Below are 13,503 nucleotides of genomic sequence, written 5' to 3' on the forward strand. Positions count from 1 at the left end.
TTGCTCGGTCGAGCGAGCGGAACGGTACGTGAAGCGCTTCGACCTAGCGCACGAAATGTTGCCTGACATGCGGCGATGACGCGCGGGTCAGGTAAATGCGCCCAGCGTTTCCGCTGTTTAAGGCCATGCTTTGCGGGTTTGCATCCGCCGGTGAACACACCTTCAACCAACACGGATTGATTGCTGTGAGCTAGATCACCGTTCGGTTTTGGTGTTGGTTCCCGACTACCCCTTTCAGATGCCCGTCGTAGCTGGCGGGCGATGTTGATGACGTAGGGGGAATTGGGTCGTGGGGGATTTTCTGCCGGGTGACCGGTCGTGGTGGGCTGTACGTCGGTGGTGGCCGGTGGCGGTGGCGCTGGTCGTCACGGTCGCGTTGACCGTCGGCGGGCAGCACTGGTTGACCGACTCTGGCCGCTCAGAGACTGCCAGCGCATCGGTTACCTCGCCGGCACAGCGGTTTGCCGACGCCGCGCTAGCGGCATTCACCGGATCAACCACGACGGCCATCCCTGCCTCGGCGTTGACACCTGCGCAGCGGTCATCGGGTTTGCCGGCCGATCCGGTGGCCGGGTTGACCTCGAACACCGCGGCCGGGCCGGTGCAGGTGGTCCTCCCGGCTGGTTTGGGCGCCGCCCAGACCACCACAGGTGGGCAGCTGGTCTACCCCGACACCGGCGCCGGATTTGACTTCCTGGCCGAAAACACCGGCACCGGCACCCGCACCGTGGCCCGCATCGCAGGCCCTGCTGGGGTGCGGATGGTCACCACCTTCGTGCGCACCCCCGCCGACACGGTGATGCTGGCCCACACCAACGGCTACCTGACCATCAACCGCGCCACCCCGACCGCCGAAACCGTCGGCATGTTCTCCCCCGCCGAGACCCGTGATGCGACAGGCAAACTGGTGCCGTCGTCGTATGTGGTGAAGAGGGTCGCCCCGCAGCTGTATCTGTTGGCTGAGGTGTTCGACCCCCGCCCCGACACCGCATGGCCGGTCTATGTGGACCCACCCTTGCATCTCGGCGGCCCGGTGCCGGCAGGATTGTTCGACTCGATCACCTCCACCATCTCCAGTGCGGCCAGCGCGGTCGGTACCGCGGTATCCACCGCAGCATCGGCCACGGTGTCCGGGGCACAGACAGTAGGCCGGATCGTCAAAGCCCACCCCCTGGAATCAGCGATGCTCGTCGGTGGGGTCGCGATGGCACTGACCGGTGTCGGTGGGCCGGCTGGGGCGGCGATGATCGCCTCGGCAGGGGTCAACATCGCCTCCGCGGGTGTGGATTTCGCCGCCGCCCTCAACCCCGACAACCAAGCCCTCGGTGTCGTGTCGAACGTGCTGGGCGTGGCCTCCATGGTCACCCCGCAAGGTGCGGCCAAGGCCGCGGTCAAAGAGGTCGCCGAGAAGGCCACCGAAGAACTGGCCACCCACGCCGACGACGTGGCCAACGCCGCCAAGAAGGTCATCGACACCGCCACTGAGGCCCCCACCCCACCCACGCAACTGGCCAACGACATCACCGCCGCACCAACAGCAGCCAAACCACCGCTGCCCGGCGTCGACACCCCCAAAGCGCCTAACGCGCCACCGGCGAAAACGTCGGATCTTCCGGTCGCGACCTCCCCGGAAACAGCAGGCCCGTGTGGTTGCAACGCGATCACTCCTGAACCCAAAGGCGGGGTGTACGTCATCTACAACGCCAAGGGTGAGCCGAAGTACGTGGGGCAGTCGATCCATGTCGATGAGCGGCTCAACCAGCACATCAGCGACAGTCTCAAACCCAGCACAAAGCCCGGCACGGCGCGCTACGACCCCGCTGCTGGTGATCGCGCCTACGTGCTGCACCGCACCGATGACCCCGATGCGCTCAACGGGCTCGAACAACACGAGATCGATCGGCACAACACCTACACCACGAAGACCAATCCGAATGAGAACTACAACGGCGTCGGTCTCAACAGGAAGAAGGTGTACCGCGATACGAATCGGAATGCCGGCGTCTACGACGCGGCCCGCGATGCGCACTTGCAGCAGTACCAGCGTCCATCCTCGCCGGCTGATCAACGCCAAATCCAGCAGGCCAGTACCCGGCAGAGCACCGACCAGCAGCGCCAGGACGCCCAAAGCAGCGCACGCGAGGCCAACCAGCAGAGCAGCCGGTCCTCGTCATCGGAGAGCAACAACGGCAGCTCACACAAGTCCTCGGACAACAAGAGAAATAAGAAACCCAAGAGAAGCAAAAGCCGCCAAAACCATCCCAAACCGAAAGGCTGAGCTGTCCCCTGATGCCACGACGAACCCGGGACGCGTCACCCCGCCACGAATCATCGTGTGGCGGGCGGGACATGCCCGGAACGCATGTAGGTAGGTTTCACTGATGAGCCTCAACGACATCTACGGGGACGGGGACGATCTCAGCGCGATCATCGATGACCCCGATGCGCTGCTGGCCTGGTTCGAGAAGGCATCGACAACAGCGGCATCCCGCCGCGCGCAGATCCAGGCTGCCAGTCGGGAGGTGCGCGATGAATTCGATGCCGAGCTGGGTTTCCCCGGCTGCGACATCTCCATCAACCAGAACGCGATCGGCGGGATCACACGCAGTGCCCGGCTGGACTCCCGCGCGGACCTGTCCGAGGCGCAGTGGGAACAGCTGGGGGCGTTCATGGCCGCCCACGACATCACCGGGCTGAACACCACGTTCATTCCCCGTACCGACCTGGACTTCCTCCAGCATGTCCCGTTCATCACCGCACTGAATTTCGCGGAGCGAGCGACCAGCATTGAGGGATTGCACTGCCTCTCCGATCAGCTGCAGTGGCTAGCGTGGTCCACGCAGCGCAAACATTCCCTGAGCGTGTTGCGTCGGTTTCCTCACCTGCGGGTCTTAGCGATCGGCCGAGGAAAAGACTTCGACGTGCTCGCCGAACTACGCGAGCTGCGCTGGATCAGCGTCAACAACACCGCAATGCCGACCCTCGACATCCTGACCGGGCTACCAAACATCCAGCGAGTCACCCTCGGGTCCGGGAAACCACCAGACCTCTCAGCGCTGGCCACCCTGCCCCAACTGCAGTTCCTCGACATCGGGCAGTGGCGGCAGCTCACCGACACCGACCTCGCAGTACTGAGTGACTGCACCGGACTGCGGGCCCTGGAATTGAGCGGGCTGCCCAATATCACGGCCCTGCCCGACCTGTCCCGGCTCACCCACCTACAGGTTGTGGCGATCGAATCGATGAAATCGTTGGTCGATATCAGCGGTCTCGCCGCCGCGCCTAACCTCACCTGGCTGTGGGCCTACTCCAAAGCCTTCACCAACCAGTCCTTCGCACCATTCCTGGGCCACCCCACACTGACATCGCTGACCCCCGGTGAATCCACCGCCGTCTATACCGCTGTCGCCGAACAGTTCCCCAACCCACCCTTTCCTGGCAAGCGCTACGACAGCGCCTACATCAACTATCGTGCCGCCCTCTACCACCACACCGGCGGGCTGCCCTCAGCGCACACCAGCTGATCCAGGCCGCCCCGAGGCCGTCTGGAGCAGCTGACGAAACCCCCTGCGCCGCAGCGGAATACGACTCAAACCGGATGCGACCATCCGCCACCGGAGACAAGGAGCGCCGAGCTCATGGAACCATTCGAACTCTTCAAGGGCGACAGCGAAGACGTCGACTACGTACTGCTGCTCAACGCAGATGAGTATCTGCCCGTCGAGGATGTCGTGGACGATGCCGGCCACATCCCCAACGGCCATTTTTGGACTGCGGTCGCCCGATACCTGATACGTCAGCACCAACCAGCCTTAGCCGACGCCATCGAATTCGATCCCGAGGCCGGAACATTCGCCGCTTACGGAGACCGCGACAGCCTCATCCAGCTGCACGCCCTCATGCTCCCCGCGGTCAACAACCCCGACACCATCGCCACACTCATGGACGCCGCGGGGAACGACCTCTTCGCGTAACGGCCGTTACCAAGAGACATCGCAAGCGAAATTCGCAGACCGTAACCGCGAGTCACTGCCCAACGCCAGCGTCCACCTGATCGACGGAGCAGGACACTGGCCACACCTCGGGCGCCAGAACGCGTCAGCAAGTTGCTCGTCCCGTTCCTTCGGGAGCAGGTCACCGCCACCCCGACCTCCAGCTGGACAAGCGCACTAGTCAGACATCATGGCCTTGGTCGGGAGAGGAGCATGATTACCGGCCTTCACCCCTCCGAATTTGGGCTGCGATGAGGGTCTCGATGTTGTCGACTGGTCGGTAAATGCCTGGCAATACCCCTGACGTGCCCGTAGGTTGCGGTGGGTGACAGGTGATTTCCTTGTGGCCTATGACGGTTCGCTGCGTACAGGCGCGGAGATGCTGGGTGCCCACACGGTGTCCCGGATCGGGCCTTTGTGGTTGGCGACTTTCGCTGAGGGTCGTGGATTTGTCACCTATCGCGATCTTTCCGGCGCCGATAGCGCTTCCACGAGATCACTCGTAGCAAGTGCCCTCACCCACTTCGAGTCCGACCCTGAAGTCGTGGAGGTGGAGTGGAAGACGAGAAGTCACGACGACGCCCCCGACCTGGAGGCGGCGCTGACTGAGCACGGTTTCGTGCCCGGCGTGGCGGAGTCGGTGATGGTGGGCACAGCGGAGTCACTGGCCGTGGAAGTTCCGGTCCCCGAGGGAGTCCTTCTGCGCCGAATCAATTCCGAACGTGACATACGGCGCATGGCTCAGATGCAGTCAGAAGTTTTCGGTGAACCGCCGCACCTTGAGCAGCTACTCGCGGAGGTCGACGGCGACCACGAGACGGAGTATTGGATCGCCGAGACCGCCGGAGAAGTTATCAGCGCTGGACGGTTGAATCCGGTCCCCGGCACCGTGTTTGCCGGAATCTGGGGTGGCGCGACGCGTCCGGAGTGGCGCGGAAGAGGCATCTACCGCGCCCTGACCGCCGCACGCGCACGTTCGGCACTGCGAGAGGGGAAGACCCTCATCTACAGCGATTCAACCTCGGACTCTCGACAGATCCTGGAACGGTATGGCTTCACACACATTACGGACACGGTTCCCTACGAGTTCCGTCGCTGATACGGGCGTGCCGGGGAGTTCGTCAGCGGTAGACGTGGATCCGTCGCTGTCTCGCTTGGCCGAGAGGCCGGCGCTGTTAGGCCTCGATGTCGGCCTGGATTCGTTCGAGGGTGCGACGGGAATTCGTGCTCATGGCGGGGTTGCTGTCGACGTAGTACCAGACAGCGCCCATGGCCTGCTGGAACGCCCATCCGCGTCCGCGTTGCCACTCGTCTTCGTCACAGCCGAGGTGGTTTCGAAGCAGTTCACGTCGAGGGGCATCGAGCAGGTGCCAGGCGCTGACGAGGTCCAACGCGGGGTCGGCGGCCTTGAAGCCGCCGACGTCGAGAACCCCGATGAGGTGGTCATCGGCGGTGAGGATATTGGGAGGAATGAGGTCGCCATGGTTCATCACGTCCGGAGTGTTGCCGCGAGGTAGGACACGCACCTGATCCCAGATCGCGCGCAAGTTCGCGACGTCGAGCAGGCCTTCGCAGTTGGCGAGGCACAGCTCGATCCACCCGTCGTAGGAGCCCAAGTCCCCACCGCGTCCGTTGCCATCGTAGGTTCGGCCGCGGGTGTCGATAGCGCGCACGGCCAGAATGAACGCCCCCAGATCCGTTGCGAAGGAATCGGATTGAGAGCAGCTATCTGCGGTGGCGGGTTGGCCTGGTAGCCAGGTGAAGACAGACCATGGCAGCGGATAGCCAAAGCCGGGTTCACCGATCCCGAGCGCGACCGGGGTCGCAACAGGGGTGCGCCCTCTGAGCTCGGCTGCTGCAGCCGCCTCAAGCTCGAGCTCATGGCGCACTGCTTCGATGCCATCGCTAGGTTCCAGCGGGAACCGGGCCACGACGTGCCCACCGACTCGGAATACGGCGTTGACCGTGCCAGCACCTGATATCGACTGGATGGGGAGACCCGCCCACTGCGGGAACTGTTCAGCGATGAGTTTCCCGACTACCAACGGCGAGACCGTCAGTTGATCGGGATGCATCTCCACCGCGGCAGCGTGACACACCGTTGCCGCGTGAACAACTCATTTTCATCTTGGAGTTCAAGCGGTACAGAAGATGGCCCAGTCGACACCGTGGTCACTCGACTTGGGGAAGTGGCACCTCATCCCTGCCGGGGCACGTCGCGATCCGCCGACCGGCGGCGCCGGATCACCGTATTCGTCGGTTTTCGGTGGAGTTTCGTCGATCGATCGGGGTGACGCCGACGCGCGCCTGATGAACTTTCAGCGCGAGTTGAAGCGGAAACCACTCCGAGGAGTCCAGCACGTCGAAACCGCTCAAAGAGGTTGCTCGAGTGAGTCGTTGATTGAGCGTATTGCGATGCACGAACAGTTCGCGGGATGCGGCACTCTGGCTGCGGAAGTGTAGGAAGACAGCAAGCGTCTCAAGCAACTCGGTACCTTTGACCCTGTCGTACTCGGCGATACGCGCGATCGCGGTTGCATAGCGGTCACGGACTGAACCCACACCAGAGACCCGGCTGAGCAGCAGGTGGTGGCCGACGTCATCGAGGGTGAACACCCCGCTCGGGTTGCTGAGGCTGGCGCCGATCGCCATAGCCTCTCGGGCTTCGGCAAGCGCACCGCAAAAGTCATCGAGGGCTGCCACGGGTCGTGACACCCCGAAAGTCAGTGCAGTACCCGTGGAGGCGCGGACCCTCGCGCAAACCTCGAGCAATGGTAGCCGCAGGGCGTCGATCGAGTCTTCATCACCGGTCCACGGGATCACCGCAACCGTTTGATACGGCGTGATCGCCCAGTGGGTGTCAACCGGCAACTCCTGTATTTGCGTGAGAAGATCTTTGAGGCTTGAGCCCAGAGACAGTGATCCTACATCGACACCACTGACAGATTGGGCGGCAACGCTTCCCACTACGAATACATAGCCGGTACCAGCATCGATTCCGATCGCCGCTGCGCGCCTGCGCAATTCGTCGGCGCCAACTCGCCCCGACGACAAGTCGCGCAGAAACCAGTTCAGGCTGTTACGTTCCGACAGTTCGTCGGACAGCAGCGCGAGTTTGAGGGCCATCGCCGCGTGATTGGCGATCGTTGTCACCGTCGCGGCCTCCTGAGTGGTGAACCGCGAAGCCTCGATGCGATAGCACGCCACCATCCCCAGGTCGTCAGAACCGACTCGCACGGGTGCGGTCACGACCGCGCCGGCAATCCGGTCGAGGGCACGGCCAACCTTCTCGGTTGCACCGTGCCAGCTCAGCCTCCCGTTGCGGATGTCCTGCTCGATATCGAGCAGGATCTTGCGGGCGGTCTGGGCAAGGCCGCGCGGGTGCGGCTCGTTCGGCGACGGCACGGCGAGATACATACGATCGGCCCCCGACGGATCGGTGACGAGCGAGACCGCGATGTCGGCGCGTACCGCGATTCGGGCAAGTTCGGTGGCAAATTCAAGAGTGGGTGCGGTAGGCGTTCCAGAGGCGACCATCGACGCAAGTTCGCCAAGGCCGTCCGATACCCGGGTCTGGTGACGGTGGGTCTCGAGTAGGAGGGCTGTTTCGAACGTGCCGGCCACAAGTGCGGAGACGCGTTCCACGAAGGGCACTTCGGCGGCGTCGAATCGGTGCCCACTGGTGGCCCACACGGTTATGCACCCGAGGAGGTCATCCTCTCGCGACACGATCGGCACTGAGAAGATCGCGCCGTACCGTTCTTCTCCGATGTCCGGGTACGCCAGGAAATGCGGGTCGTTGCCTGGCTTGTCGGCGACCAGGTAGCTCTGACGAGAGGCCGCCACCCAGCCGGTCACGCCCGCACCGTAGGCAACGCGCAGTATTCCGACCTGACGAGCAGCCGGGCTCTCGGTAGCCCCAGTCAGAACCAGTTCGTTGGTGTCTGCGTCGAAGACGTAGATGTAGACATCCCGGTCTGACCGATCACCAGCGATTGCCTCGGCGATGAGTTGCAGGACCATACCGAGGTCCTGTGAAGAGGCCATGACTCGGGCGATCTTCTGCAGGGCCTGCAACTCGATCTGGGCCATCGCATTCTGCGCCATGGCCGATCGTATACCTACAACCCGAGGTCTGGGGTTGCGAGCCGCATGCATTGGCCTAGACCCGCTCGAAGTAGCGCTTGAGTTCCCAGTCGCCCACCGCTTGACGGTGTCGGTCACGCTCCCAGCGCCGGGACGCTGCGAAATGGTCGACGAACACGTCGCCGAAGGCCTGCCGGGCGATCGTCCCGTTCTCGAACTCCCTGATCGCTTCAGACAGGGAACTCGGGAGTTCGGTGCCTGGTTGATCGTATGCATTGCCGACGACGGCGGCCGGCGGCTCAAGCTTGTTCTCAATCCCGTGCAAAGCGCTTGCGACGCATGCAGATAGGGCCAGGTAAGGGTTGGCGTCGGCACCCGGCAGGCGGTTCTCCATACGGCATGCGCCCTCTTCGTTGGCGATGACACGCAGTGCAGCGGTGCGGTTGTCCTCACCCCACGCAGCCGATACCGGTGACCACGATCCTGGGACTCGGCGTTTGTAGCTGTTGACGGTAGGACAGTAGAGGATCGTGAACTCACGCATCGATTCCAGCTGCCCAGCCAGGATCTGCCACATGGTCGGTGACGGGCCGCTCCCTCCCCACATGGCGTTACGATTCGGATCAGAAGCGTGTTGCACGCTTTGGTGAATATGCGCGCTGGAGCCTGCCGACTCGGTGGCCACCTTTGCCATGAACGACGCCAGCAGGCCATGCTGCTCGGCGATACGCCGGACACCGTTTTTGTAGATGGCGACACGGTCTGCGGTGGTCAACACATCGCTGTGCTCGATGTTGATCTCGACCTGGCCGGCACCATACTCGGTGTTGGAGGCGAGTACTGGGATGTCGCATGCTCGCATGCCCTCACGTATCGCGCCCACCACGTCTTCGAGCGCGGCCGCCCGATGCAGACTGAACGTCGCGATTCCCGGTGTCGCAGGGCGGAGGTTCTGGTAACCCTTCTCGGCTGCGGATTCGGAAGTCTCACGGTACAAATAGAATTCGAGTTCATAACCGGCGGTGAAGCTATACCCGAGCTTCGCAGCGCGCTCGACCTGCCGCTTGAGGATCGTACGCGGAGAGACGTCCACTGCAGATCCATCGGTATTGACCACGTCGCAGAGGACGAAGGCTTGCCCGGACTCCCACGGAATAGGCCTGATCGTGGATAGATCGGGCATCAACACAACATCGGAGTAGCCAGTCTGCCAGCCAGAGAAGCTGAAACAGTCCATGAGGGTGTCTTCCATGTCCCAGCCGAAGATGATGTTGGGAATTGTGGATCCACGCCGGGCGATCGATTCCAGGAAGAATTCTGCGGGAACGAACTTTCCTCGGATCAACCCGTCGATGTCGGGAATCCCGAACTGCACGGTACGGATCTTGTGCCGGTCGAACATCTCGCGTACTTGCTCAATACGCGCGTCGGTTGGCCGACCCACTTGGTTTCCGTCCATTCGATCGACGTGGGTCTGCGTGTTGGTCATTGCTCCGGTTCCTTTGGTCGATCTCATGCGGAAGGGTCACGTCGTCGTGTGCTGAACCCACGTCCGGCTCACCATCAAGTGAACTCATGTGGGTACGCGATCACGTATAAGCCAAGATCACGAGCTTGCCGGCCGTTGGTCAAAGGTAACCCCGCGTGGGGTCCTTGGCAGCGTGCATGTTGCCCATACTTTCCCGGCACCTCTGGTGGCGCACGACGTGCAGTCGCTACGTTGCTCACCGGGCGGCGGGATGCATCTGTTCCGCCGGCCAACTCCGCCTCGCGGTAGCCCACGACTCCCGCGGCCCGCTGTCGATGACGACAACACCATGATGGCGATCGAGCGACTAAATGAGGTTGGTTATGAGCGTAACTCCGGAGAGCGAGCGTGCCTCGCGTGATGAATCTGCTGAACGCGAGGATCGCGATCAGCTCGAAGGGTTCGGCTACCAAGAGGTGCTGCGGCGCACCATGGGTCTGGCGCGTGCCACTGCGGTGAACATCTCGACGTCATCCGTTGCGACCGCGGTGTTCACGCTGTTCGCGTTCGGCATCACCACCGGGGGAACGGGTCTTCTTGTCTGGACCTGGCTGATCGGCTTCATCGTCATGCTGTTGGTTACCTTGATGTTCGCCGAGTTGGGCTCCACAATGCCGTTGGCCGGAGCGCTATACCAGTGGGCCGCCCGGCTGGTCGGACCGCGCACCGGTTACCTCACGGGGTGGTTGTACGCGGCGTCTCAGATTGCGCTCGTCAGCGCCGTCGCTTACGGCATATCTCCTTTCGTTGCCTCGCTGTTCGATGTGGAGTTGACTCCTACTCAGCAACAGTTGGCCGCAATCATCCTCATACTGGCATGCACGGTGTTGAACCTTATTGGTGTCATGATCGCCTCAGCGGTAGCGACTATCGGTGCCGTCGCCGAGGTCGGCGGAATGGTCGTCCTCATCATCGTCTTGCTGATCGCCGGCTTCGGCAATCAGCCCGTCACGGTTCTTGTTGAGTCACAGGGGCTTCCGCCGGACACGTCGATGCTCCCCGCGTTCGCTGCTGCCATGCTGTTCGGCTCCTGGGCCTGGACCGGTTTGGAGATGGCCACCGACATGGCGGAAGAGACAAAAGACGCTGCCAAAGTCATCCCACGCGCCGGTATTTCGTCGATAGTGACCACCTTCGCCGTAGGTATCATCTTCTTGATCGCGACGGTGCTTGCCATCCCGGGGAACGTCGACGACATCGTCGCCTCGGCGAATCCCCTGCAGGCAATCATCGAGGGCAACACCGGGGGCGCGTTCTACAAGTTGATCGCCGCAATCATCATCATCGCCGTGTTCGTGTGCGCCATGACAAACCAGGCGCTCACCGCGCGGATCGTGTTCTCGTTGGCCCGCGACCGTCGCGTACCATTCTCCACCAGCTTGGCCAAAGTTCCTGCTAGAACCCAGATCCCCCATGTGTCAACGGTTATGGTCGGAGTGATCGCCTGTGCGATCATCGTCTTCATCGACGCGTTGGCGGCGATCACCACGGCGTGCCTGACCGGGCTCTTCCTCTGCTACATCCTGGTCGTCTGGGCTCAACTGTTCCAGCGGCTTCGTGGCCGTTGGACCCCGGTGTGGAGCTTGGGAGCGTTCTCGCTACCGGTCAACGTGCTCGCCGCTGTCCTGGGAACTGCGCTGACGATCAATCTGGCATGGCCGCGCGGCGAAGATGTTTGGTACAACAAGTACTCCAGCGTGCTATTTGTCCTTCTCGTCGTGGTCTTGGCCGGCGTCTACTACTTGTTCGCCGGACGCGAGGGGCGTCAAGCGATCAACAGGATCGAGACGGCCAGCGTCGCAGGACATCCCAACTAACCCGGCCTCGCTTGGTGACCGGTTCCCGCACTCGGTACTGCTTGGACCCCTCCCTGAGTATCCACAGGATCCGGCCACCACACCCACCGTCGGCTGGCGGCTTGGCGGGTGCGGAGGCTGCATGAACACGAAGGACAACTTATGCCGCAGTGGTCAGAACTTACTCGCGACGCAGTCAGCGCAGCGGCGCAGTCGGGTGCAGTCGCGGTGCTACCCGTAGGCGCAGTAGAACAACACGGGCCGCATCTACCCACCGGGACCGACGCCCTGCTTGCTGACCGTGCGGTCGCATCGGCCATCCAACGCACGGACGCGGTCGCCCTTCCCGTGGTCACCTACGGATGCTCATTGGGACATACCGACCACTGGCCGGGGACACTGTCACTATCGGTGTCGACGATGACCGAGCTGCTGAACGACATCGGCAGATGGGTTTATGCATCGGGGTTCCGAAAGTTTGTAGTCGTCAATTCCCATGCGACGAACGGTCCGCCGTGCCAGAGCAGCCTACTTGCCCTTCGATACGAGTTGCCCGAAATGCGAACCCGGTTCGTCTCGCTGTACGACATCACACCGCGAGCGACGCAAGGATACCTAGGAGACGCTGACGATCCGCACGCCAACGAGGCCGAAACCTCGATGGTGCTGCACCTGTCTCCCGAGCTCGTGCATCTGGACCGCGCCGTCGACGAAGTTGACCGCACGGTCGGCCGGGTGCTGACGTATGCGATGCCCGATGTGACTGTCAGCGGTGTAGTAGGACGTCCGACCGAGGCGTCTGCCCCCTCGGGTGAGGCTCTCTTCACCGCGATCGTGGACGGCATCGCCGACCTGTTGATTCGTGCGCGCGCCGAGACGGAGCCGCTGGGTTGAGGTGTTGAGGGAAAGCGCCACGTCCGGCCGCAGCACTGGTCGCAGTTTTGGTCTCGCCAGTTTCCCCACTCTTTCCTGGCACAGACAGCGCAATACGGGCCTGCTCCGGGCCGGTCCGCATTGATTGGTGGCGCAGACTCCACGGCGATTTCGATGAACGTGCGGACCGACAAACTCTCCACGGCATTCGCGGGCTGCGGACACGGTGGTCTTAGACCTCGGGTCGATCCCAACCTCATCGTTTAGCGGATGACTAGGGACGTGTACTGGCGGTGGACAGCCGCGTTGGTGTGACCATCCCAGCCACGTCGATCGAAGGGTCGTGAGTGGGTATCGATGGTGGCGGCGATAAGCCCGACCTCACGGGGATTGGCTGCACAGAGCAGTGCGCCGTCGGGGTCAATGATCCTGCTGCTGCCCAATGCGGCGCGTCCCTGCTGTTCACCGGCGATGTCGGCGACGACCACCGACACCGTGTTGTCGACCGCTCGCGCTACGGGAAGGGTTTCACTCCTGTTCCGAAACCGGTTGTCCAGCAGTGCATTCCGTAGATGTCCACTGTTGGTGGGAACGAGAATGACCGCTGCTCCCTTGCTGGCGAGGATCCGCGCCGGTTCGACGTACCAGAGGTCGTTGCAGATCATGATGCCCATGACGGCGCCCCGGAAGGTAAAGACCGACAACTGTGTCCCGGCGCGGATGACAGTCCGGTAGCCCGGATAGACCTTACGATAGATGGCCTGCACCGCGCCATCGGCTAGGAAGGCCGCAGAGCTGTACAGCTGACCGTCGTCGGCGTGTTCAGTGAAGCCGACGACGGTGGCGACCGGTGACGACGTCAATGGCGCGAGCAGTCGGCGAAGTTCCTTAACGCTCACTGCAACATCGTGAGGACTTTGGCCGTCGGATTCGTGAGCCAGTCCGCCGAGAATTGCTTCTGGACAGCACAAGAGCTCGACGCCGACGCGCTCACACTGGGTTAGTTGCTCTCTTATCAGCTCCACGGCGTCCATTGACCCGAACGGCAGATATGGGCCCTGGTACGCGGCGATCTTCACCCGTTGCAGTGTTGCATCTTTTGGAGCGTCGGTCGTGGCGTCGCCCTAGGCGAGTTGTTGGGTTTCTAATAGTGAGTCGCCCCGGCGAGTCCGGAGACTTCCTGATGTGAGAACTCAGCCGGCGGCTGGTCTCTGTCGTTGAGCGTAGT

At 62.6% G+C, this 13,503-nt stretch carries 10 protein-coding genes; 6 read left to right on the top strand and 4 right to left on the bottom strand.

The features are described from left to right. Window positions 1–289: 289 nt before the first annotated feature. From AWB94_RS30000 to AWB94_RS30015, 4 genes are all read left to right on the top strand, one after another. On the top strand, window positions 290–2,278 hold the full coding sequence (locus tag AWB94_RS30000) for a GIY-YIG nuclease family protein (RefSeq protein WP_084395348.1): 1,989 nt from the start codon (window positions 290–292) through the stop codon (window positions 2,276–2,278). A gap of 103 nt (window positions 2,279–2,381) precedes the next feature. After that, window positions 2,382–3,524 carry a leucine-rich repeat domain-containing protein gene (locus tag AWB94_RS30005; protein ID WP_062658376.1) on the top strand — a complete coding sequence of 381 codons (1,143 nt, stop codon included), beginning with the start codon at window positions 2,382–2,384 and terminating at the stop codon, window positions 3,522–3,524. A gap of 114 nt (window positions 3,525–3,638) precedes the next feature. After that, on the top strand, window positions 3,639–3,974 hold the full coding sequence (locus AWB94_RS30010) for an Imm51 family immunity protein (RefSeq protein WP_062658375.1): 336 nt from the start codon (window positions 3,639–3,641) through the stop codon (window positions 3,972–3,974). Window positions 3,975–4,317: 343 nt separating this feature from the next. Further along, window positions 4,318–5,091: a GNAT family N-acetyltransferase gene (locus AWB94_RS30015; protein WP_201029582.1), complete on the top strand. Its 774-nt coding sequence runs from the start codon at window positions 4,318–4,320 to the stop codon at window positions 5,089–5,091. A gap of 76 nt (window positions 5,092–5,167) precedes the next feature. On the opposite strand, the gene AWB94_RS30020 is transcribed toward AWB94_RS30015, so the two are convergent. The 3 genes from AWB94_RS30020 to AWB94_RS30030 form a co-directional block, all read right to left on the bottom strand. Then, window positions 5,168–6,067: an aminoglycoside phosphotransferase family protein gene (locus AWB94_RS30020; protein WP_062658413.1), complete on the bottom strand. Its 900-nt coding sequence runs from the start codon at window positions 6,065–6,067 to the stop codon at window positions 5,168–5,170. Between the two features lie 169 nt (window positions 6,068–6,236). Beyond that, window positions 6,237–8,099, bottom strand: a complete 1,863-nt coding sequence (locus AWB94_RS30025; protein ID WP_062658373.1) for a helix-turn-helix domain-containing protein — start codon at window positions 8,097–8,099, stop codon at window positions 6,237–6,239. Between the two features lie 55 nt (window positions 8,100–8,154). Then, window positions 8,155–9,567: a glutamine synthetase family protein gene (locus AWB94_RS30030; RefSeq protein ID WP_062658372.1), complete on the bottom strand. Its 1,413-nt coding sequence runs from the start codon at window positions 9,565–9,567 to the stop codon at window positions 8,155–8,157. Window positions 9,568–9,929: 362 nt separating this feature from the next. Between AWB94_RS30030 and AWB94_RS30035 the strand changes: the two genes are divergently transcribed. Both AWB94_RS30035 and AWB94_RS30040 read left to right on the top strand, forming a co-directional pair. After that, the gene (locus tag AWB94_RS30035; RefSeq protein WP_165605367.1) at window positions 9,930–11,423 is read left to right on the top strand and encodes an amino acid permease; all 1,494 of its coding nucleotides are present in this window, start codon (window positions 9,930–9,932) and stop codon (window positions 11,421–11,423) included. A gap of 141 nt (window positions 11,424–11,564) precedes the next feature. Beyond that, the gene (locus AWB94_RS30040) at window positions 11,565–12,296 is read left to right on the top strand and encodes a creatininase family protein (protein WP_062658370.1); all 732 of its coding nucleotides are present in this window, start codon (window positions 11,565–11,567) and stop codon (window positions 12,294–12,296) included. Window positions 12,297–12,538: 242 nt separating this feature from the next. On the opposite strand, the gene AWB94_RS30045 is transcribed toward AWB94_RS30040, so the two are convergent. Next, window positions 12,539–13,354 carry a carbon-nitrogen hydrolase family protein gene (locus tag AWB94_RS30045; protein WP_084395346.1) on the bottom strand — a complete coding sequence of 272 codons (816 nt, stop codon included), beginning with the start codon at window positions 13,352–13,354 and terminating at the stop codon, window positions 12,539–12,541. Window positions 13,355–13,503 lie beyond the last annotated feature (149 nt).

This window comes from Mycolicibacterium canariasense (assembly GCF_002101555.1).
GTDB classification, from domain to species: domain Bacteria; phylum Actinomycetota; class Actinomycetes; order Mycobacteriales; family Mycobacteriaceae; genus Mycobacterium; species Mycobacterium canariasense.

Coding starts and splice junctions, on each gene's coding strand:
- AWB94_RS30005 (WP_062658376.1), top strand. CDS start 2,382: ATGAGCCTCAACGACATCTACGGGGACGGGGACGATCTCAGCGCGATC.
- AWB94_RS30010 (WP_062658375.1), top strand. CDS start 3,639: ATGGAACCATTCGAACTCTTCAAGGGCGACAGCGAAGACGTCGACTAC.
- AWB94_RS30020 (WP_062658413.1), bottom strand. CDS start 6,067: ATGCATCCCGATCAACTGACGGTCTCGCCGTTGGTAGTCGGGAAACTC.
- AWB94_RS30030 (WP_062658372.1), bottom strand. CDS start 9,567: ATGACCAACACGCAGACCCACGTCGATCGAATGGACGGAAACCAAGTG.
- AWB94_RS30035 (WP_165605367.1), top strand. CDS start 9,930: ATGAGCGTAACTCCGGAGAGCGAGCGTGCCTCGCGTGATGAATCTGCT.
- AWB94_RS30025 (WP_062658373.1), bottom strand. CDS start 8,099: ATGGCGCAGAATGCGATGGCCCAGATCGAGTTGCAGGCCCTGCAGAAG.
- AWB94_RS30040 (WP_062658370.1), top strand. CDS start 11,565: ATGCCGCAGTGGTCAGAACTTACTCGCGACGCAGTCAGCGCAGCGGCG.